At 67.4% G+C, this 20,726-nt stretch carries 18 protein-coding genes; 9 read left to right on the top strand and 9 right to left on the bottom strand.

Going from position 1 to position 20,726, the window contains the following annotated elements; genetic code table 11:
* Position 1 precedes the first annotated feature (1 nt).
* On the bottom strand, positions 2 to 1,462 hold the full coding sequence (locus ACSQ9A_RS20155) for an NCS1 family nucleobase:cation symporter-1 (protein WP_093102832.1): 1,461 nt from the start codon (positions 1,460 to 1,462) through the stop codon (positions 2 to 4).
* 179 nt (positions 1,463 to 1,641) lie between these two features.
* On the opposite strand from ACSQ9A_RS20155, the gene ACSQ9A_RS20150 reads away from it, so the two are divergent.
* The 3 genes from ACSQ9A_RS20150 to ACSQ9A_RS20140 all read left to right on the top strand — a co-directional run bounded on the left by ACSQ9A_RS20150 (position 1,642) and on the right by ACSQ9A_RS20140 (position 4,786).
* Complete coding sequence (locus ACSQ9A_RS20150; protein WP_093102833.1) at positions 1,642 to 1,950, top strand: acylphosphatase; 309 nt, start codon at positions 1,642 to 1,644, stop codon at positions 1,948 to 1,950.
* A gap of 93 nt (positions 1,951 to 2,043) precedes the next feature.
* Positions 2,044 to 3,042 carry a Bug family tripartite tricarboxylate transporter substrate binding protein gene (locus tag ACSQ9A_RS20145; RefSeq protein WP_436304901.1) on the top strand — a complete coding sequence of 333 codons (999 nt, stop codon included), beginning with the start codon at positions 2,044 to 2,046 and terminating at the stop codon, positions 3,040 to 3,042.
* A gap of 13 nt (positions 3,043 to 3,055) precedes the next feature.
* Positions 3,056 to 4,786 carry an IlvD/Edd family dehydratase gene (locus ACSQ9A_RS20140; protein WP_436290896.1) on the top strand — a complete coding sequence of 577 codons (1,731 nt, stop codon included), beginning with the start codon at positions 3,056 to 3,058 and terminating at the stop codon, positions 4,784 to 4,786.
* On the opposite strand, the gene ACSQ9A_RS20135 is transcribed toward ACSQ9A_RS20140, so the two are convergent.
* The gene (locus ACSQ9A_RS20135; RefSeq protein WP_436304900.1) at positions 4,783 to 5,661 is read right to left on the bottom strand and encodes a LysR substrate-binding domain-containing protein; all 879 of its coding nucleotides are present in this window, start codon (positions 5,659 to 5,661) and stop codon (positions 4,783 to 4,785) included. The two genes, ACSQ9A_RS20140 and ACSQ9A_RS20135, sit on opposite strands and share 4 nt — an antisense overlap.
* Positions 5,662 to 5,767: 106 nt before the next feature.
* Here ACSQ9A_RS20135 and ACSQ9A_RS20130 point away from each other — a divergent pair, with 106 nt between their 5' ends.
* Both ACSQ9A_RS20130 and ACSQ9A_RS20125 read left to right on the top strand, forming a co-directional pair.
* Positions 5,768 to 6,706, top strand: coding sequence for a dihydrodipicolinate synthase family protein (locus ACSQ9A_RS20130; protein WP_436304899.1), 939 nt, complete (start codon positions 5,768 to 5,770; stop codon positions 6,704 to 6,706).
* A gap of 63 nt (positions 6,707 to 6,769) precedes the next feature.
* Positions 6,770 to 7,780 (top strand): aldo/keto reductase, encoded by a 1,011-nt coding sequence (locus ACSQ9A_RS20125; RefSeq protein ID WP_436304898.1) that lies wholly within the window; start codon positions 6,770 to 6,772, stop codon positions 7,778 to 7,780.
* Between the two features lie 24 nt (positions 7,781 to 7,804).
* Here the strand turns inward: ACSQ9A_RS20125 and ACSQ9A_RS20120 are convergent, their stop codons facing one another.
* Complete coding sequence (locus tag ACSQ9A_RS20120) at positions 7,805 to 8,788, bottom strand: ABC transporter substrate-binding protein (RefSeq protein WP_436304897.1); 984 nt, start codon at positions 8,786 to 8,788, stop codon at positions 7,805 to 7,807.
* A 192-nt stretch (positions 8,789 to 8,980) separates the two neighbouring features.
* Here ACSQ9A_RS20120 and ACSQ9A_RS20115 point away from each other — a divergent pair, with 192 nt between their 5' ends.
* The 3 genes from ACSQ9A_RS20115 to ACSQ9A_RS20105 are packed head-to-tail and all read left to right on the top strand — an operon-like array spanning position 8,981 to position 12,970.
* Complete coding sequence (locus ACSQ9A_RS20115) at positions 8,981 to 11,416, top strand: ATP-binding protein (protein ID WP_436304896.1); 2,436 nt, start codon at positions 8,981 to 8,983, stop codon at positions 11,414 to 11,416.
* A gap of 58 nt (positions 11,417 to 11,474) precedes the next feature.
* Positions 11,475 to 11,852: a response regulator gene (locus tag ACSQ9A_RS20110; protein ID WP_093102845.1), complete on the top strand. Its 378-nt coding sequence runs from the start codon at positions 11,475 to 11,477 to the stop codon at positions 11,850 to 11,852.
* The gene (locus ACSQ9A_RS20105; protein WP_436304895.1) at positions 11,849 to 12,970 is read left to right on the top strand and encodes a response regulator; all 1,122 of its coding nucleotides are present in this window, start codon (positions 11,849 to 11,851) and stop codon (positions 12,968 to 12,970) included. The genes ACSQ9A_RS20110 and ACSQ9A_RS20105 overlap by 4 nt, the downstream gene beginning before the upstream one ends.
* Positions 12,971 to 12,993: 23 nt before the next feature.
* On the opposite strand, the gene ACSQ9A_RS20100 is transcribed toward ACSQ9A_RS20105, so the two are convergent.
* Positions 12,994 to 13,632 (bottom strand): Crp/Fnr family transcriptional regulator, encoded by a 639-nt coding sequence (locus tag ACSQ9A_RS20100; protein ID WP_436304894.1) that lies wholly within the window; start codon positions 13,630 to 13,632, stop codon positions 12,994 to 12,996.
* Between the two features lie 168 nt (positions 13,633 to 13,800).
* Between ACSQ9A_RS20100 and ACSQ9A_RS20095 the strand changes: the two genes are divergently transcribed.
* Complete coding sequence (locus ACSQ9A_RS20095; protein WP_436304893.1) at positions 13,801 to 15,450, top strand: phospholipase D-like domain-containing protein; 1,650 nt, start codon at positions 13,801 to 13,803, stop codon at positions 15,448 to 15,450.
* 34 nt (positions 15,451 to 15,484) lie between these two features.
* Here ACSQ9A_RS20095 and ACSQ9A_RS20090 read toward each other — a convergent pair whose 3' ends face one another.
* The 5 genes from ACSQ9A_RS20090 to ACSQ9A_RS20070 all read right to left on the bottom strand — a co-directional run bounded on the left by ACSQ9A_RS20090 (position 15,485) and on the right by ACSQ9A_RS20070 (position 20,660).
* Complete coding sequence (locus ACSQ9A_RS20090; RefSeq protein ID WP_436304892.1) at positions 15,485 to 15,757, bottom strand: DUF4148 domain-containing protein; 273 nt, start codon at positions 15,755 to 15,757, stop codon at positions 15,485 to 15,487.
* 120 nt (positions 15,758 to 15,877) lie between these two features.
* Positions 15,878 to 17,104, bottom strand: a complete 1,227-nt coding sequence (locus ACSQ9A_RS20085; RefSeq protein ID WP_436304891.1) for a M20 family metallopeptidase — start codon at positions 17,102 to 17,104, stop codon at positions 15,878 to 15,880.
* Complete coding sequence (gene uraD / locus ACSQ9A_RS20080) at positions 17,101 to 18,882, bottom strand: 2-oxo-4-hydroxy-4-carboxy-5-ureidoimidazoline decarboxylase (protein ID WP_436304890.1); 1,782 nt, start codon at positions 18,880 to 18,882, stop codon at positions 17,101 to 17,103. Before uraD ends, ACSQ9A_RS20085 begins: the two co-directional genes overlap by 4 nt.
* Positions 18,883 to 19,044: 162 nt before the next feature.
* Positions 19,045 to 19,980, bottom strand: a complete 936-nt coding sequence (gene puuE, locus ACSQ9A_RS20075; protein WP_436304889.1) for an allantoinase PuuE — start codon at positions 19,978 to 19,980, stop codon at positions 19,045 to 19,047.
* Positions 19,981 to 19,985: 5 nt separating this feature from the next.
* The gene (locus tag ACSQ9A_RS20070) at positions 19,986 to 20,660 is read right to left on the bottom strand and encodes a GntR family transcriptional regulator (RefSeq protein WP_093102858.1); all 675 of its coding nucleotides are present in this window, start codon (positions 20,658 to 20,660) and stop codon (positions 19,986 to 19,988) included.
* Between the last annotated feature and the right edge of the window lie 66 nt (positions 20,661 to 20,726).

Genomic DNA, 20,726 nt, shown 5'->3' with positions numbered 1-20,726 from the left:
TTCAGGGCTTGCGGTTGAGGAGGGCGTAGATCACGAAGCCGAGGCCCATGCCGATGAACCAGGCGTAATTGGCGGCGCCGCGCCAGGCCGGGATCAGCACGCACAGGATCGGGATCAGCGCCGAAGGGATCATGGTCCACACGGCCTTCAGGTTGTAGCCCTTGCTGTACCAGTAGCGGCCCTTGGGGCTCAGCGTGTAGAGATCGTCCACCACCACCTGCTGCTTGCGCACCAGGTAGAAGTCGGCGATCAGGATGCCGAACAGCGGGCCGATGAAGGAGCCCAGGATGTCCAGCGTGTAGTGGATCACCTCGGGGTTGTTGTAGAGGTTCCAGGGCGTGAGGAAGATCGAGCCCACCGCGGCGATCATGCCGCCGGTGCGCCAGCTGATGTGCTGCGGCGCGACGTTCGAGAAGTCGAAGGCCGGCGAGACGAAGTTGGCGACGATGTTGATGCCGATGGTGGCGATCATGAAGGTCAGCGCGCCCAGCACGACGGCGGTGGTGCTGTCGATCTTGCCGACCGTGTGCACCGGGTCGGTGATCAGCTCGCCGAAAACCGGCAGCGTCGCGGCCGTGGTGATCACGGTGAGCAGCGAGAAGAACACGAAGTTGACCGGCAGGCCCCAGAAGTTGCCCTTTTTCACCGCGTCGAAGCTCTTGCTGTAGCGCGAGAAGTCGCCGAAGTTGAGCATCGGGCCGCTGAAGTAGCTCACCACCAGCGCAATCGCCGAGAGCATCACCGGCAGCGCGTCCCAGCCCTGGAACTTGACGCCGCCCAGGTTGAGGTCGATGCGGCTCCAGCCGGCCTTCCACACCAGCCAGCCGCACAGGATCGTCATCACCACGTAGACCCCCGGGCCGGCCCAATCGATGAACTTGCGGATCGCTTCCATGCCGTGCCAGAACACGAAGGCCTGCAGCACCCACATCACCATGAAGGCCAGCCAGCCCAGCGCCGACAGGCCTGCGAAGCCGTGCAGCTTGACGTCGGCGTACGGCGCGAGGTTGGGGAACAGGTGCAGCGCGAGCACCATGAAGGCGGCCGAGGCCAGGTAGGTCTGGATGCCGTACCAGGCCACCGCGATCAGGCCGCGGATGATGGCCGGGATGTTGGCGCCGCGCACGCCGAAGGAGGCGCGGCAGATCACGGGGTAGGGCGTGCCGGTCAGCTGGCTCGGCTTGGCCACCAGGTTGCAGAAGAACTGCACGATGCAGATGCCCACCAGCAGCGCCACCAGCACCTGCCAGCTCGACAGGCCGAGCGCGAACAGGCTGCCCGCGGTGATGTAGCCGCCGACGCTGTGCACGTCGGACATCCAGAAGGCGAAGATGTTGTATTGGCCCCAGGTCTGCTTCTTGAGCGGCGCGAGGTCTTCGTTGGTGAGGGCGGGGTCGTAGCCCGGCTTGATGAGCGCGTTGGATTCGGTATGCGGCGCATGGCCGGCGATCGGCAGGTCCATGCTTCCTGGGCTGACGGCTGTGTTCACGGGTGTCTCCTCGTGGGGGATGGGCGGATGTCCGAACGGCATGTTCGGTTCGTTGATTGCACCCTATATTTGTATACAAAAAATGGGTGCAATCAAGGTCGATCTGCGGCCTGATGGTTGGTGTTTACCCTTGCTTGAGGAACAATCGCGCCATGAACCCTGGCGACAAGAACGAGGCGATCGAGTGCCGGCTGGTGCGCTTGCGCGGCCGAGTGCAGGGCGTCGGCTACCGGGATGCCTGCCTGCACCACGCGCGCGCCAAGGGCATCACCGGTTGGGTCCGCAACCGCGCCGATGGGTCGGTCGAAGCCATGCTGCAGGGCTCTCGCCGTGAACTGGATGCCATGTGCAATTGGCTGCGCGACGGCGTGCCCGGCGCATGGGTCGACGCGCTCGAGCTCACGCAGGTGCCGCCGCCTTTCGATCGCCTCGATCGTTTCGAACGGCTGCCCAGCTTGTAGAGCAGACGCAAAAGAATCTATCTTTTGTCCTTGTCGAAGCCGCTTCAACCGGCGCGCCCGGCTGGCCACACTCCGGGCCAAAGGAGACAAAGCATGAAAGCCAGCCACTACTTCGCGCGTCGCGCGATTCTTCGGGCCTGCCTGGCCTGCGGCATAGCCCTCGGCGCCCCCTTGGCCATCGCCGCCTACCCTGACAAGCCCATCAAGCTGGTCGTTCCCTATCCGCCCGGCGGCGCCACCGACGTGATCGGGCGCATCGTCGCGCTCAAGCTCGGCGAACTGCTCGGGCAGCAGGTCGTCGTGGACAACCGCGGCGGCGCCGGCGGCAACATCGGCGCCGAGGCGGTCGCGAAGGCAGCGCCGGACGGCTACACCCTGCTGATGGGCGCGCTGACTTCGCACGCGACGATGGCGACGCTGGAGAAAGGGCGCCTGCGCTACGACATCTCGAAGGACTTTGCGCCCGTCATGATCGTCGGGTCGGTGCCGCTGGTCGTGGTGGTCAATCCGCAGGTTCCGGTCAAGACGCTGAAGGAACTCATCGCCTACGCCAAGGCCAATCCCGACAAGTTGAACTACGCCTCGTCCGGCGCCGGCGCGCCCCAGCGCATGGCCGCCGAAATCCTCCAGCGCGAGACCGGCATCAAGATGACGCACATCGCCTACAAGGGCAGCGGTCCGGCGATGACCGACGTGGTCGGCGGCCAGGTCGGCCTGATGGTCGAGACGGCGCCGGCCTCGCTTCCCTTCATCACTTCGGCCAAGCTTCGTGCGCTGGCGGTCACGACGCCGCAGCGGATCTCGATGCTGCCCGATGTGCCCTCGGCGGCCGAGGCGGGCGTGCCGAACCTCGAAGTCAGTTCCACCTTCGGCGTCCTGGCGCCGGCGGGCACTCCCGCGGCCATCGTGGCGCGCCTCAACGAGGCGCTCGCGAAACTCGTGCAATCGCCCGAGGCCAGGGAGATGCTGCTCAAGCAGGGCGTCTATGCGGCGGCGCCGACGACGCCGGCGAAGTCGGACGAGCAGATCCGGGCCGAGATTGCCCGCTGGAAAAAAGTCATTGCCGACGCCAATATCAAGTCCGACGAATGAGGGCCCACTGAACATGTCCAAAGCCTCCTCCAAGCCCGACGGCACCGATGAACCCTCGGGCATGCGCAAAGGCCTGACCAGCTACGGCGACCAGGGCTTCTCGCTCTTCCTGCGCAAGGCCTTCATCAAGGGCGCCGGCTATACCGACGCGGCGCTCGACCGCCCCGTGGTCGGCATCGCGAACACCGGCAGCGCCTACAACCCCTGCCACGGCAATGCGCCGCAGCTCATCGAAGCGGTGAAGCGCGGCGTCATGCTCGCCGGCGGACTGCCGATGGACTTTCCGACGATCTCGATCCATGAGAGCTTCGCGGCGCCGACGAGCATGTACTTGCGCAACCTCATGTCGATGGACACCGAGGAGATGGTCCGCGCACAGCCGATGGATGCCGTGGTCCTGATCGGCGGCTGCGACAAGACGGTGCCGGCGCAGCTCATGGGCGCGGCCTCGGCCGGCATTCCCTCGATCCAGCTGATTACCGGTTCCATGCTGACGGGCAGCCATCGCGGCGAGCGCGTCGGCGCATGCACCGACTGCCGGCGCTACTGGGGCAAATACCGCGCGGGCGAAATCGACGACGAGGAAACCGCCGACGTGAACAACCAGCTGGTGGCGAGCGTGGGGACCTGCTCGGTCATGGGCACGGCCAGCACCATGGCCTGCATTGCCGAAGCGCTGGGCATGACGATGCCGGGCGGCGCCTCGCCGCCGGCCGTCACGGCCGACCGCATCCGCATCGCGGAGCAGACCGGCGCGCAGGCTGTTCAGATCGCGCGCGACGGCCTGACCATCGACAAGGTGCTCACACCCGCTGCCTTCGAGAACGCGATGCGGGTGCTGCTCGCGATCGGCGGCTCGACCAACGGCATCGTGCACCTCGCCGCGATCGCGGGCCGGATGGGCCTGGACATCGATCTGCACGCGCTCGACCGCATGGGGCGCGAGACGCCCGTGCTGCTGGACCTGAAGCCCTCGGGCCAGCACTACATGGAAGACTTCCACAAGGCCGGCGGCATGGCGACGCTGCTGCGCGAACTCCAACCCTTGCTGCGGCTCGAGGCCATGACCGTCACCGGCAGGACGCTGGGCGAAGAGATCGAACGCGCGGGGCCGGGATTCGCGCAGGACGTGGTGCGCACCGTGGACAACCCGATCTATCCGCAGGGCGGCATCGCGGTGCTGCGCGGCAACCTGGCGCCGGGCGGGGCCATCATCAAGCAGTCCGCGGCGGATGCGGGGCTGATGGAGCACGAAGGCCGCGCCGTGGTCTTCGAGAACATCGAGGACCTGGTCCTTCGCATCGACAGCGACGATCTCGACGTCGCGCGCGAGGACGTGCTGGTGCTCAAGAACATCGGCCCCAAGGGCGCGCCGGGCATGCCCGAGGCAGGCTACATCCCGATCCCGCGCAAGCTCGCGCGCGCGGGCGTGAAGGACATCGTGCGCATCTCCGACGGCCGCATGAGCGGCACGGCCTTCGGCACCATCGTGCTGCACGTGACGCCGGAGTCGGCCATCGGCGGTCCGCTCGCGCATGTCCGCAACGGCGACCGCATCCGGCTGAGCGTGGCGAAGCGCGAAATATCGCTGCTGGTATCGGACGACGAACTGGCGCGCCGCGCGAAGGAGTCGCCGGTGGTCGAACCGACGGCCGAACGAGGCTATCGAAGGCTCTTTCTGCAGACCGTGATGCAGGCCGACAAGGGCGTCGACTTCGACTTTCTTCGCGCGCCGAAACCTTAGGCACGCGCTTTGCAGACGGCCTGCGCCTCGGCAAGAAGGGCCTTCGCCAGCCCGGCGCGCGGCCCGTGCGTGGCCCAGATCAGGCCCACGCGTCGCACCGGCGCGCGCGCCGGCAGCGCCACGCGTGCGATCGCGAATCCGCTGTTCCACATCGGCGCCCAATCCGGCAGCAAGGCCACGCCCAGCCCCTGGCCGACCAGTGCCGCGACAGCCATCAGGTTGTCGATCTCCAGCCGCTGCCGCACGCCGATGCCGTGGTCGCGCAGGTAGCGGTCGGCCAGTTGTCCGCCCACCACCGAGCGGTCATAGCGGATGAAGGGCTCGGTCGCGAGCAGCTCATGGGCCTTGCGCCGGGCCAGGGCCTTGGGCGCAACCACGACCAGGCGCTCCTCGAACAGCGCCTGGAAGGTGCAGCCCTTGCCGATGGCGAATTGCGGCTCGACCACGATGGCGGCGTCGAGCGCGCCGGTCGTCACCTGCCGGCACAGTTCCACGGAGCTGCCGGGCGCGACGAAGACCGACAGATCGGGAAAGCGCGCGTACAGCCGCTTGAGCACCAGCGGCAGCACGCTGGTCATGGCCGAGACGAACACGCCCAGGCGCAACTCGCCCAGCGACGCGCCGTCGCTGGTGACCGCCCGCAGGTCGCGCACGTCGCGCAGCACGTTGCGGGCGCGATCGAGCATCTTGAGCCCCGCCTCCGTGGGGCGCACGGAGCGGCCGGAGCGTTGGACCAGCGGCAGGCCGATGTCTTCCTCGAGGGCCTTGACGCGCGCGGCGATCGCGGCGGGCGTGAGGTCGAGCCGGCGCGCCGCCTCGGCCATCGAGCCCAGTTCGGCGACGGCGACAAAGCTCTGGAGGTAGCGTGTATCCATCGGCGCGAATGTACAGGCCGCCTTCGATCAAACCCAAAAAATCTTTTGCTTTGACCGTGCTGGCTTCTTGCCCTCGAGAACACCCGTCATTCGATACTTCATCCGCATGAACTCCCACATGACGAAGCGGCTGCACGGCGTGATCGCGCCGGTGCTCACGCCTTTCAACGACAAGCTCGAGCCCGACGTCGAGCGCTTCATCGCCCACTGCCGCTGGCTGGTGGACAACCATGCGGGGCTGGCGATCTTCGGCACCAATTCGGAGGCGGCATCGCTTTCCGTCGGCGAGCGGCTGTCGTTGGCGCAGGCCCTGGTGGAGGCCGGCATTCCCGCCGCGATGCTCATGCCGGGAACGGGGGCCTGCGCATTGCCGGACGCGGTGGAACTGACCCGCCACGCCACCCGGATCGGCGCCTCGGGCGCCCTGGTGCTGCCGCCCTTCTATTTCAAGGGCGTGTCGGACGATGGCGTGTTCGCCTATTACGCGGAGATCATCGAGCGGGTGGGAAGCGGCTGCGTGCCCATCTACCTCTATCACATCCCGCAGCTCAGCCAGGTGCCCATCACGCTCGACCTGATCGAGCGTCTTCTCGAGCGCTACCCGGGCACGATCGCGGGCGCCAAGGATTCCTCGGGCGACTGGAAAAATTCCAAGGCCATGATCGACAACTTCGCCACTGCAGGCTTCGACGTGTTCCCGGCCAGCGAGTCCTTGCTCTCCCAGGCCTTGCCGATCGGCGGCGCGGGTTGCATCAGCGCGACGGTGAACATGAATCCGGCCGGCATCCATCGCCTGTTCGAAGGCTGGCAAGGTCCCGAAGCCGCCGAGCTGCAAGCCAAGGCGGACGCCATTCGCACGATCTTCCAGGCCGCGCCGATGATCCCGGCGATGAAGCACGTGGTCTCCAGCTTCGCTGCGCATCCATCATGGCGCAGGGTGCGTCCGCCGCTCGTCGCGCTGGGCGACGCCGCAGGCGGCGAGGTCCTGGCCCGGCTGGACGCCGCCGGGTTCGACATGCCCGGCTACCCGCGACGCCCTCAGTGAAGCTCTGCACGTTCGCGCCGCGATCACTATGATGGCCTGCCGCCACCGCATCACAGCAAACCCATGAGCATTCCCACCACCCGCCTGGGCCGCACCGGCCTGACCGTGTCGCGGCTCGCGCTCGGCACCATGACCTTCGGGCTGCAGACCGACGAAGCGGTCTCGCAGCGCATCCTCGACAAGGCGACCGAGGCCGGCATCAACTTCCTGGACACCGCCGACGTCTACCCGCTCGGCGGCACGGTCGAGACCACCGGCCGCACCGAAGAGATCATCGGCCGCTGGCTGCAAGCTAAAGGGCCGGGCGCGCGCCGCCGCTTCGTGCTCGCCACCAAGGCGGTCGGCAAGGTCGGCCCGAACCCCTGGGACCAGGGCGCATCGCGCAAGCATTTGCTCGATGCCATCGACGCCTCGCTCAAACGGCTGCAGACCGACCATGTCGACCTGTACCAGCTCCACAGCGACGACCGCGAGACGCCGCTCGACGAGAGCCTGGAGGCGCTCGATGTCATCGTCAGGTCGGGACGCGCGCGCTACATCGGCGTCTCCAACTTCCTGGCCTACCGGCTGGCGCGTGCGCTGGGCCGCTCCGAGCTGCACAAGCTCACGCGCTTCGTCTCGGTGCAGCCGCGTTACAGCCTCTTGTTCCGCGAGATCGAGCGCGAGCTGCTGCCGCTCTGCGGCGAAGAGGGCCTGGGCGTGATTCCCTACAACCCTCTCGCGGGCGGTCTGCTGACCGGCAAGTACAAGGCCGGCGCCAAGCCCGAGGACAACACGCGCTTCACGCTCGGCACCGCGGGCACGATGTACCAGGACCGCTACTGGAACGAGCGCAGCTTCGCGAGCGTCGCGCAATTGCATGCGCTGGCCGACGAAGCGGGCGTGCCGCTCGCGACCCTGGCCGTCGCGTGGGTGATGGCCAATCCGCTGATCACCGCGCCGCTGCTCGGCGCCAGCCGGCCGGAGCAGCTCGATGCCACGCTCGCGGCGGCCGACTACAAGCTCGATGCGGGGCTCAAGCAGCGGCTCGACGAACTCACGGCCGACTTTCGCAAGGGCGACGCGCCGCGCTGACACAAGAGACAAGAGGGCACGCCATCACTGGATCACCTTGTCCGCCCGGTTCAGCACCGAGCGCGGGATGGTGAAACCGATGCGCTTGGCGGTCTTCAGGTTGATCAGCAGCTCGAACTTTGTCGGCTGTTCAATGGGAAGATCCGCCGGCTTGGCGCCTTTCAGGATCCTGTCGACGTAGCGGGCGCCGTCCTTGCCTTCCATGCCGTAGCCGGGTCCGTAGGCCATGAGGCATCCGTTTTCCGCATAGTCGCCCCGTGCGCAGATCGACGGCAACCCGCTGGCGATGGCCAGCTCGGCAATGAGCTTCTGGTTCGAATTGGCGACCGGGTTGAGCGTGATCCAGACGGCGCTGCTGCGCGCCTTGACGGCTTGCGTGAACGCAGACACGTACTCGTCGACGCTGCTCACCTCCATCGAATAAAGCTGCAGACCCAGCTTCTCCGCGGGCGCCTGGCTGGCTTCCCACTGTGGAATGGAGCCCGGCGCCTTGCGGTCCCAGAGCACCGCGACCCGGCTGGCCTTGGGCATGGTTTCCTTCAGCAGCTCCAGCCTCTTGCCGGCCAGGACCGCCGCCACGTTGGTGATCCCCGTGCTGTTGCCGCCCGGCCGCGCCAGGGTTTCGGCCAGGCCGGTGGTGATCGGGTCGGTGACGCCCATGAAGACGATGGGAATGGTGCCGGTCGTCTTCTTGGCAGCCAGGGCTGCGTTGGTCGTGACCGTGACGAGGACGTCGACGTCCAGTCGGACCAGCTCGGCCGCATGGCCGGGAAGCCGCTCGAAATCCAGGCTTTCATGGCGGTAGTCGATCTGGATGTTCTGTCCTTCGACATAGCCGAGGTCGCGCAGGCCTTGCCGGAATGCCTCGAGCCGGGGTGCGTCCGCGCTGGCCGAAACGGCCGCCAGATAGCCCACGCGCGGCACCTTCCTGGGCTGCTGGGCCTCGGCGACGGGGCCGGCGGCAAGCATCAGCGCGCAAAGAAGAAGCCGCAGGTTCTTGCCGTTCATCAGGTTTCTCCTTCGGAGCTTCCGTCTTCCATAGGCTGATTGGTGGATTTCGCCGAGTCCGCAAAGGCGGAAAATCGGCGCCGCGCCGCTGTGAATGGCGCAGCCAATCGACGACAAAGTGATCGAATCATGAAAGCCCCGGCCGCGTGGACCTCGCTGGGCTTCCGTGGCAACGCGCCATCAGCAGTTGAAATGAAAGCAGCCGAGGAAGATGGCCGTGCCATGCCCGATGTCGCTCTGCCGGCAGAGTCCACGCGCGACATCCACCGCGGGCACCTGTTCCGCAAGTACCTGCTGCTGATCCTCTCCTTGGTCATGACTGTGCTGCTGGCGTCGGGCGCGATCAGTCTCTACTTTTCCTATCAGGAAAACAAGGCGGCGCTGGCCAGCCTGCAGCAAGTCAAGGCCGTCGGCGCGGCGTCGCGGATCGAGCAATACATCCAGCAGCTCACCGAACAGCTGAGCTTCGCGTCGGTTCCGCTGTTCGACGAAGCGGACCTGGAAGCGCGCCGCATCGAGTTCCTGCGGTTGCTGCGCCAGGTTCCCGAGGTGACCGACGTGGTGCAGCTCGATGGCAGCGGCCGCGAACGGGTTGCGGTGTCGCGCCTTGGCATGGACTCGGTGGGCTCCGGAAAGGATCGCTCGTCGGAAGCGCCGTTCCAGCATGCCCGGGCCGGCTCGCCCTGGTTCGGGCCGGTGTACTTCCACAAGGACACCGAGCCCTACATGACCGTGGCGATCCGGTCGGAAGGCGACAAGAGCGCCGTGACGGTGGCCGACCTCAATCTCAAGTTCATCTGGGACGTGATCTCGCGCATCAGCACCGACGACGCGGGCAAGGCCTACGTGGTGGACCGCAACGGCCTGCTCGTGGCGGACCCGGACATCGGCCTGGTGCTGCGCAAGACCAGCCTGGCGTCGTTGCCGCACGTCCGGGCGGCGGCGGCGGCGAAGGCGCCGGGCCCGCAGGCCATGGTGACGCACGACCTGCAGGGCGCGCAAGTGCTGGTTTCGGTGGCGCCGATCGAGCCGCTGGGCTGGAACGTGTTCGTCGAGCGGCCGATGGCCGAGGTGTATGCCAAGCTGAACGCCTCGATCCTGCGCACCGGCCTGCTGTTGCTGGCCGGCCTGATGGTCTCCGCCGTGGCGGCATGGGTGTTGGCGCGCAACATGGTGCGGCCGATCCGCACGCTCGCCGCGGGCGCGCGGCGCATCGGCGAGGGCGAACTGGACGCGCAGATCGTCGTCAAGACCGGCGACGAGCTGGAAGCCTTGGCCGATCAGTTCAACCGCATGTCGGCGCAGCTGCGCGAGTCGTACGGAGAGCTGGAGCGCAAGGTCGAACAGCGCACGGCGGAACTGACGGCGTCGCTCGAATTCCAGACCGCGGCGGCGGAAGTCCTGCGGGTGCTCAGCCACACGCCGTCGGATCTGCAACCGGCCTTGCAGGCGATCGCCGAGCGCTCCGTGCTGCGCTGCCGCGCCGATGCCAGCAAGATCTGGCTGCAGGAGGGCGATCACTTCCGGGCTGTCACCGGCTATCCGGTCAAGGGCGGTTCCGGGCCGGGCCGCGACGATGCCCTGCCGATGAGCGCCAGGTCGGTGGTCGGCCGGGCATTCGTCGAAGGCCGGACGGTGCATGTCGAGGATGTCGCCCAGTTGGTCGATTGGAGGCCCCCGGCATCGCGCAAGGCGCCGAAGCGCAACGACGTTCACACGGTGCTTGCCGTGCCGATGGTGCGCGAGGGCGCGTCGATCGGGATCATCGCCGTCCTTCGCAAGGAAGTGCAGCCCTTTTCGGATGCGGAAGTCCGCCTGGTCGAGACCTTTGCCGACCAGGCCGTGATCGCGATCCAGAACGCGCGGCTGTTCCGCGAGATCGAGAACAAGGGCCGCGAGCTCGAGGTGGCCAACCGCCACAAGTCGGAATTCCTGGCCAACATGTCGCACGAGCTGCGCACGCCCTTGAACGCCATCATCGGCTTCTCGGAGGTGCTGACCGAGCGGATGTTCGGCGAGGTCAACGACAAGCAGATGGAATACCTGCAGGACATCCATTCGTCCGGCCAGCACCTGCTGACGCTGATCAACGACGTGCTCGACCTGTCGAAGATCGAGGCGGGCCGGATGGAGCTGGACCTGAGCTGCATCGACCTCGGCCTGCTCATGGACGACGCACTGACCCTTGTGCGCGAGCGCGCGCAGCGCGACGGTGTGCTGATCTCCCTCGAGATCGGCGATGGACTGACGGAATGGGTGGCCGATGCCCGAAAGGTCAAACAGGTGGTCGTGAACCTGCTGTCGAATGCGGTGAAGTTCACGCCGGCCGGCGGCAGCGTGCGCCTCCGCGCCCGGCGCCTCGATGCGGCCGGCCAAAGCGTCGCCGAGGTCAGCGTGGCCGACACCGGCGTGGGCATCGCCCCGGAGGATCAGGCCCTGGTGTTCGACGAGTTCCGCCAGGCCGGCAGCGACGCTTTGCGCAGGGCGGAAGGCACCGGCCTGGGCCTGGCGCTGGCCAAGCGCTTCGTCGAACTCCACGGCGGAACGATCCGCGTCGAAAGCCGGCCCGGCGAAGGCGCGACCTTCAGCTTCCTTTTGCCGATGCAGGTTCCGGAGGCTGTGATATGAGACGCCGGGCCGCTCCCAAGTCGAATAGCACCGCAGCGCATGGCGCGGAGGTTATCGAATGAGCACCATCCTGATCATCGAAGACAACGAGAAGAACATGAAGCTGATGCGCGACGTCCTGCAGCACGCGGGCCACGCCACGCTGGAGGCGAGGACCGGGGAGGCGGGCGTGCAGCTGGCCATCGACCACCCGCCCGACCTGATCCTGATGGACGTGCAGCTGCCGGGCATGGGCGGCATCGCGGCCCTGCAGAAGATTCGCGAGCAGCCGGCATTGCAGGCGGTGCCGGTCATCGCGGTGTCGGCCTCGGTCATGCCCGAAGACCATCGCAGCATCGTGAACTCGGGATTCGACGCCTTCATGACCAAGCCGATCGCCCTGAAGACCCTGCGCGCGACCGTCGATCGCTTCCTGAAACAGAAGGGACCACGATGAGTGCCCACATCCTGGTCGTCGACGATGTCGAAAAGAACGTCAGGCTGCTCGCCGACGTCCTGACGGCGCGCGGCTATCGAACGAGCACCGCGGCCTCCGGCGAGGAAGCGCTGGCACGCATCGCGGCCGACCTGCCCGACCTGGTCTTGCTGGACGTGATGATGCCGGGGATGAACGGCTACGACGTGTGCCGCGCGATCCGTGCCGATCCGGCTTGCGCGGTGCTGCCGGTGGTGCTGGTGACCGCGCTGGACCCGGAACACGAGCGCGTGAAGGGGCTGGAGGCGGGCGCGGACGACTTTCTGAGCAAGCCCATCCACCAGGCCGAGTTGATGGCGCGTGTGCGTTCGTTGCTGCGCGTCAAGGCCTTGTACGACGAGGTCCAGCGGCAGAGGGCCGAGCTGCAGGCCTGGAACCTCACGCTCGAACAGCGCGTGGCCGATGCCGTAGAGCAGCTCGAACGCGTCGGGCAGCTCAAGCGCTTCTTCTCGCCGCAACTGGCCCAGGCGATCCTGGCCGGCGGCGCCGACGATCCGCTCAAGAGCCATCGGCGCGAGATCACCGTCGTCTTTCTGGACCTGCGCGGCTTCACCGCCTTCACCGAGACGGCCGATCCCGAGGAGGTGATGGCCGTGCTGGGCCAATACCATGCGGCGATGGGCCGGCTGGTGCTGGCCCACGAGGGGACGCTGGAGCGCTTTTCCGGCGACGGCATGATGATCTTCTTCAACGATCCGCAGCCGGTGCCCGATGCGCCGGTGCGCGCGGTGCGAATGGCCGTCCGGATGCAGGAGGAGATGCGCCACCTCAGCGGCCAGTGGCTCCGGCGCGGCTACGACTTGCACATGGGCATCGGCATCGCCCAGGGCTTCGCGACGATCGGCAGCATCGGTTTCGAAGGGCGTATCGACTATGGAGCCATCGGAACCGTGACCAACCTGGCCGCACGGCTGTGCGGAGAAGCGGAGGGTGGCGAGATCCTGCTGTCGCAGCGCGTCCAGGCCGCCTTGCAGGAGGCGCGGCCGGAAGGCGAGTGGTCGACCCAGCAGGCCGGCGAACTGGCGCTCAAAGGCTTCCAGCGCAAGGTGCCCGTATGGCGCGTCGTGCCGGATTCCTGAACTGGGGCTGTTAGCAGGCCCCGCTACCAGGCGGCCGGCAGCTTGCGCAGGATCACCAGGCGGCCGTCGCGCTGGGTGACATAGCCGCCGGCGGTGAGTTCCTTCATGACCCGGTTCACCATCTCGCGCGAGGAGCCGATGCGATCGGCGATGTCCTGCTGCGTCACCTTGTGGCGCAGCACGCGCTCCTCGCCGGCCGGCTCGGACAGCTCGATCAGCACCCGCACCATGCGGCCGTAGACGTCCTGCAGCGCAATGCTGCGAACCTGCTCGGTCAGGCGCCGCACCATGCGGATCAGCTTGCGGGTCAGGTGCACCGCGAAGTCAGGGTGCTCCGCGAGGAACTGGCGCAACTCCGAACCCTGGACCACGCGGCAGCTGCACGCCGTGAGCGCCTTGATCGACGCCGAGCGCTTCTCGCCGTCGATCGAGAGTTCGCCGAAATACTCGCCGGGACCGTACTCGGCGAGCACCACCTCGCGGCCGTCCTCCGAACTGGCGTAGACCTTCACCCGTCCGCTCAGCAGGATGTAGAGCGAGTCGGTCGCGTCGCCCTCGTTGATCAGGATCGCGTGGGCCGCGAACGAGCGCGTCGACCCGTGCGGCGCGATGGCATCGAGCAGAGGCTGCGGCAGGCGGTCATTGGCGTCGGCGGAATTCATCGGTCACTCCGGGTGCTGCGCAGGGGCACGGCCAGGCGGCTGCATGGCGGCAAACGATTATCGGGCGCGCCGCCGCCTGTGACCAATGTCACATCCGCGCGGCGCACTGCGCACTCGTGACAAAGGGGGGCTCTGCCTAGATTAGAGGCCTACCAGAGAGAGCCCGCCATGACCTCCCTTTTCCCTCGCGCCCCCCTGCTGATCGCCCATTGCGTCGGCCTGCGCCTGATCGCGCTCGCCCAAGCCAAGGCCGACCCGCGCCTGGCGGTGTGGGCCTTCGTCGTGGTGCTGTTCGGGATGCTGACGGCCTGCGCCGGCTTGCCGAGCGGCGTGCAGCGCCCGAACTCGCAAGCCCGCATCGACGTGGCCGACACCCGCCTCGCCGCGGTGGCCGCCGCATCGATGCCGGCCGGCAACGGGCAGCTGTCGGGCATGCGCCTGCTGCCCGCCGGCGACCAGGCTTTCGAGGCCCGCCTCGCGCTGGCCCGTGGCGCCGAGAAGAGCGTCGACGCGCAGTACTACCAGATCGCCGACGACCTGTCCGGGCGGCAGTTCCTGCGTGCGCTGGCCGACGCCGCCGCCCGCGGCGTGCGCGTGCGCCTCCTGGTGGACGACCTGCACGCAGCCGGCCAGGACGCGCTGCTGGCCGGTCTCGCCGCCCGCCCGAACCTCGAAGTGCGCATGTTCAACCCCTTGGCGGTGCGCGACGGCAGTGTCGCCTCGCGCGTGCTGTTCTCGCTGCACGAGTTCTCGCGCGTCAACCGGCGCATGCACAACAAGCTGTTGGTCGCCGACAACGTGTTCGCGATCACCGGCGGCCGCAACATCGCCAACGAGTACTTCGGCCGCAGCGAGCCCGCCAACTTCATCGACATGGACATGTTCGCGGCCGGATCGGTGGTGCGTGAGCTGTCGGCGGTGTTCGACGGCTACTGGAACAGCGAGCATGCCTATCCGATCCAGAGCCTCGCGGCACCGGAGTTCTCGTCGGAAGCCGCCCGGCGCCAGTTCGACGACACCGTGCGTGCAGCCGGCGCCGCCGACCTGACGGTGGCGGCGCGCGACCCGCTCGGCCAGAGCAGCGTCGGCTCGCAGCTGGCCAATGGGCGCCTCGAACTGCACATCGCCGCCGCCCGCGTGATCGCCGATGCGCCGGCCAAGGCCGCGCCGGGCGATGCGTCGCTCGCCTACGGCGCCGTCATGAACGGCAAGCTCGAGCTGATGCAGTCGGCGCGTTCCGAGGTGCTCGTCGCCTCGCCCTACTTCGTTCCGGGTCGGCGCACGATGGAGATCCTCAAGCAGGCCACCGACAACCGGGTGCGCGTGTCGGTCATCACCAACTCGCTGGCCACGACGGACGAGCCGCTGGTGCATTTCGGCTACGCGCGCTACCGCGGCGCCTTGCTGCAGATGGGCGTCTCGCTGTTCGAGCTGATGCCCGGCGCCGAGACGCGGGACAGCGCCGCCGGCGAACTGCGCGGCTCGCTCGGCCGCCTGCATGCCAAGGTGGCGGTGGTGGACCAGCGCTGGCTCTACATCGGCTCGCTGAACATGGACCACCGCTCGGCCCACTCCAACACCGAGATGGGGCTGATCGTCGACAGCCCGGAGCTGGCCGGCCAGGTGGCGAGCCTGCTGCAAGGTGAACGGCTGCCCAGGAGCTACCAGGTTCGCAGCACCGCCGACCAGCCGGGACTCCAGTGGGTCGCGCAGGACGGACAGGACAAGGTCGTGTTCGCAGACGAGCCGAACTCGAACTGGGGAATGCGGCTGCGCTTGTCGGTGGTGTCCATGTTCGTGGACGAAGAGCTTCTCTGAAGACGACGGCGGCGCCTCAGCGGCGCCGCTGTTCTCAGTTCTCGCCGTAGGTGGCTGCGCCGTTGGCCGCAATGGCCCGTGCGCCCGCGCGGACCGTGGCGCGGTCGGCCACGCTGATGGGAGCCCGCACGCCGGTGCCGCCATTGCTGATCTGGACGGGGGTTCTGGCCTGCGCCTGGACCGCGGCCCACGTCATCGTCGACTGGAAGGGCGGTGGCGGCAGGGGGGTCTGCTCGCCCTGGAAGGCTTGCGCAGCAAAGGCTGCGAGGCTGCCAAGGGCGGCGATGGCGATGAGCTTCGTATTCATGGCGGGACTCCAAAAAAAGGGTGGGTCGGGCCGCCTGGAAATGCTGCTGCATCGCCGGCGGCTGCCAGATATACGCCGCCGTGCACGCATTGGATTCATGCGGGGCGCACCCGCTCGGGCTCAGTTCAGCAGGTCGCTGAGCGTGCGCGCGATCACCTTGGTCGCGCGCCGCAGGTCTTCGAGCACCACGCGCTCGTCGTTGCGCTTGGCGTGCGATTCGAGCACGGTGCGCGGTCCGGCGCCGTAGATCACGCCCGGGATGCCGGCTTCGCCGTAGAGCCGCACGTCGGTATAGAGCGGCGTGCCCATGGCCTTGATCGGCTCGCCGAAGATCTCCTGGCCGTGCTTCTGGATCGCCTCGACCAGCGGCTTGTTGCCCGGCAGCGGCTTCATCGAATTGGCCAGCAGCAGGCGCTTGATCTCGACCGTGATGCCGGGCAGCGCTTCCGCCGCGTCGGCGATCACCTTTCGGATCGTGGCCTCGACCTCGACCGGGTTCTCTTCCGGGATCATGCGGCGATCCAGCTTGAAGACCACCTTGCCGGGCACGACATTGGTGTTGGTGCCGCCCTCGATGCGGCCGACGTTGAGATACGGGTGCGTGATGCCCTCGACCTTGGACGTGACCTGCCGGTAGAGCGTGTTCTGCGCATAGAGCGCGTTCAGGATCTGCACCGCGCCCTGCAGCGCGTCGACGCCGGTCGTCGGGATCGCGGCATGCGCCATCTTGCCGTGCACCGTGACTTCCATCTGCAGGCAGCCGTTGTGCGCCGTCACCACCTCGTAGCTGAAGCCGGCCGCGATCATCAGGTCGGGCTTGGTGAGGCCGTTCTTGAGCAGCCAGCCCGGGCCCAGGATGCCGCCGAATTCCTCGTCGTAGGTGAAGTGCAGTTCGACGCTGCCGCGCGCCGGCCTGGCCACCGCTTCGAGCGCGCGCAGCGCAAAGGTGAAGCTCGCGAAGTCGCTCTTGCTGACCGCGGCGGCGCGGCCGTAGAGGCTGCCGTTCTCGATCTCGCCGCCGTAGGGGTCGTGCGTCCAGCCTTCGCCGGGCGGCACCACGTCGCCGTGGGCATTCAATGCCACGGTGCGGCCCTCGCTTCCGTACTTGCGCCGCACGATCAGGTTGGTGATCGATTCGAGGCCGTAGTCCTTCACCTCCTGATCGGGCACGGCATGCTTCTCGGCCTCGAAGCCGAAGTCCTTCAGCAGCTCGGCCGTGCGTTCGGCGTGCGGGGCGTTGTTGCCCGGGGGCGTATCGGTCGGCACGCGCACCAGCTGTTGCAGGAACTGCACTTCCTCGTCGAAGTGGGCGTCGATCCAGGCGTCGAGTTTGTTGTAGTCGGTCATGAGGGGGCTTGTTCGGTGGCGAGGTTGTTCAGCAGCAGCTGGAAGGCTTCCACCGCCAGCTGCATGTCGTCGTTGGTGCTCGATTCGAGCGGGTTGTGGCTGATGCCGGAGTTGATGCCGCGCACGAAGAGCATGGCCTGCGGCATCACCTCGTGCAGCTTCATCGCGTCGTGGCCGGCGCCGCTGGGCATGCGGAACAGCGGTACGCCGAGCGTGTCCACCGCCTTCTCCCAGCGCTGCTGCCATTCGGGCGCGCTCGGCGCGGCCGAGGCCCGCATGCTTTCTTCCAGCGTGTAGCGCACGCCGCGGCGCTCGCAGATGGCCTTGAGCTCGGCGAGCACATCGGCCGTCAGCGCGTCACGCTGCGGGTTGTTCGGTGCGCGCATGTCCAGGCTGAACTTGCAGAGGCCGGGCACCACGTTGATCGAGCCGCTCGGCACTTCGAGCATGCCGACGGTGGCGACCGAGTCGCCGTCCCTCGCGGCGCGCTGCTCGGCGAAGAGGATCAGCTCGGCCACCGCGGCGGCGGCATCGCGGCGGCGGTCCATCGGCGTGGTGCCGGCGTGGCTGGCCATGCCGATCACCTCGCCCACGTAGCGCACGCCGCCGTTGATCGAGGTCACGATGCCGAGCGGGATGTCGAGCTCGTTGAGCACCGGGCCCTGCTCGATGTGCACTTCGATGAAGCCGAGGTACTTGGCCGGATCGCGCTGCAGCTTGGCGATGTCTTCTTCCTTGAGGCCGGCGATCTGCCGTGCCTCGCGCATGGTGATGCCGTCGGCGTCCTTCTGGTCCAGCCACTTGGGATCGAAATGGCCGATCAGCGCGCCCGAGCCCAGGAAGGTAGCCTTGTAGCGCTGGCCTTCCTCTTCGGCAAAGCCCACCACCTCGAAGGCAAAGGGCAGGCGGCGGTTCTGGCGCTTGAGCTCACGCACGCAAGCCATGGGCACGAAGATGCCCAGCCGCCCGTCGTACTTGCCGCCATTGCGCACGGTGTCGTAGTGCGAGCCGGTGAGCAGCGTCTTGGCGCCGGGCGTGGCGCCCTCGTAGCGGCCGACCACGTTGCCGACGGCATCGATGTTCACAGTGTCGAAGCCCGCTTCGCGCATCCCGTCGGCGATCTGCCGCGCGCAGGCGCGGTGTGCCTCGGTCAGGTAGGTCACGGTGAGCTGGCCCTTTTCGGCGTAGCCCGGGTCGGTGTGCACCGAGAGTTGTTCCTGCCAGTCCCACACCTCGTTGCCGAGCGCGGGTAGGGCGCCGAACTTGTCGTCGAGACGGATCTCGGCGATGCGGTGGATGTTGCGCAGCGCCTCGCCCAGCTCGAAGCCCGGATGGTTGTGCAGACGGCGCTCGAAGGTGTCGATGATCTCGCGCTTGCTCAAACCGGTGCCGCGCGGCCCGCGCACCGCGAGGATGAAGGGGAAGCCGAATTTCGCGTTGTAGTCGGCGTTGAGCTGCTGGATCTTCGCGAACTCCTCGGGCGTGCAATCGGTCAGGCCGGCCTTGCCCTGCTCGTTGGTGGATTCGGCGGTGAGCGTCTTGCTGACCATGGCCTTGCCCGCGAGCTCGGGATGGGCGCGGATCAGGCCCAGCTGCTCGTCGGCGGAGGCGCCAGCGACGACCTGCACCAGCGCGTGCTTGAGGTGCGCGAGCGAGCGGAAGGGGCGGGTGGCGGCGGCACGTTTCGCGATCCACGGCGAATGCTCGTAGGTGCCGTCGAGCAGGGCGGTGAACTCGTCCGGCGTGACAGTGTTGAGCTGTTCGATAGTCAGTTGCATATCAGTGACTCCATGGCGCCATAGCGCAGGACATGAAAAGAGCGGCCGGCGCAGCCAGGCCCGTTCGGGGGACACCGCGGAACCGGCTTTGCCGGCCCGCTGGTGTCGCCCCCGGTGAGGGGGTTGGCGTAGCGACACGAAGTGCGCGAAGCCTGGGGGGAGTCATGTGCATGGGTGCGTCGCCTTCCAGTGGCGCGCGATATCGAGGCGGCGGCACACCCACACGCGGTCGTGCTTCGCGATGTGGTCCAGGAAGCGCTGCAGCGCCGTGATGCGGCCGGGGCGGCCGAGCAGGCGGCAGTGCATGCCGATGCTCATCATCTTCGGCGCCTCGTCGCCCTCGGCGTAGAGCGCGTCGAAGCTGTCCTTCATGTACTGGAAGAAGGGGTCGGCGTGCGAGTAGCCCTGCGGCAGCGCGAAGCGCATGTCGTTGCAGTCCAGCGTGTAGGGCACGATGAGCTGCGGCACGACGTTGCCGTCGGTCTTCTGCACCTTCATCCAGAAGGGCAGGTCGTCGCCGTAGTAGTCGCTGTCGTATTCGAAGCCGCCATAGTCGGCGACGAGGCGGCGCGTGCGCGGGCTGTCGCGGCCGGTGTACCAGCCGAGCGCGCGCTCGCCGGTGAGCTTCTGGATCGCTTCCATGCCCAGGCGCATGTGCTCGCGCTCGGTGGCCTCGTCGAGGTTCTGGTAGTGGATCCAGCGCCAGCCGTGGCAGGCGATCTCGTGGCCCAGTTCCTTGAAGGCGGCCGCGACCTCGGGGTAGCGCTCGAGCGCCATGCCGACGCCGAACACGGTGAGCGGCAGGCCGCGCTTCTCGAACTCGCGCAGGATGCGCCAGACGCCCGCGCGCGAGCCGTATTCGTAGATGCCCTCCATGCTGATGTGCCGGTCGGGGAAGCTCGCCGGGTTGAACATCTCGGAGAGAAATTGCTCGGAACCCGCGTCGCCATGCAGCACGCAGTTCTCGCCGCCTTCCTCGTAGTTGAGGACGAACTGCACCGCGATGCGCGCGCGGCCGGGCCATTGCGCATGGGGCGGGTTGCGGCCGTAGCCGACCAGGTCGCGCGGGTAGGGCAGGGTGGTGTCGTAAGTGCTCATGCGCTTCAGGCTAATGCGAGGCTGATGTCGTGGGTGGGGACCTTGCGGTCGAAAACGAGGTTGGCCTCGACGTTCAGCAGGTGCTCGGTCATGAGCTGCACCGCGAGCTCTTCGTCCTTGGCGGCCAGCGCCTTCACGATGTCGGCATGCTCGTCGTTCGAGTGCTCGGCCGCGCTCGCGCTCTGGTACATCAGCGTGATGAGGGCGCAGCGCGAGATCAGCTCGCCGAGGATCTGCGCCAGCACCGCATTGCCCATGAGCTCCGCCATGCGCACGTGGAAGTCGCCGAGCAGCTCGGTGCGGCCCGAAACGTCTTCGCCCGAGACCGCGGCTTTCTCGAGCGCCACATGCTCCCTGAGCGCCTTGATCTTGGCCGGTGTCACGCTGCGCACGAAGGCGCGCGTCATCTCGGCTTCCAGCATGCGGCGCACCGCGAACACCTGCTTCGCCTCGTCGACCGCCGGCGCCGCGACGAAGGCGCCGCGCGCGGGCTCGAGCCGGATCAGCTTGTTCTGCGACAACTGGAACAGCGCCTGGCGCACCAGCGTGCGCGAGACGCCGAAGTGGTCGGCCAGCTTCTGTTCCGCCAGCTTGCTGCCGGGTTGCAGCCGGTGTTCCACAATGGCTTTGGTGAGTGCGTCGACGATGGCGCGGGTGGTGGTCGAGTCCATGTTTTTCATGATAGACCCAAAGCCGAGAACTGTATACACTTTTGTCGACCGGAATTTCCCGAATGCCTTGAAGGA

This window comes from Variovorax sp. LjRoot290, assembly GCF_964253985.1.
Taxonomy (GTDB): domain Bacteria; phylum Pseudomonadota; class Gammaproteobacteria; order Burkholderiales; family Burkholderiaceae_C; genus Variovorax.
The sequence above is the reverse complement of the archived record's forward strand: the minus strand, read 5'-3'. Positions and strand labels throughout refer to the sequence as shown.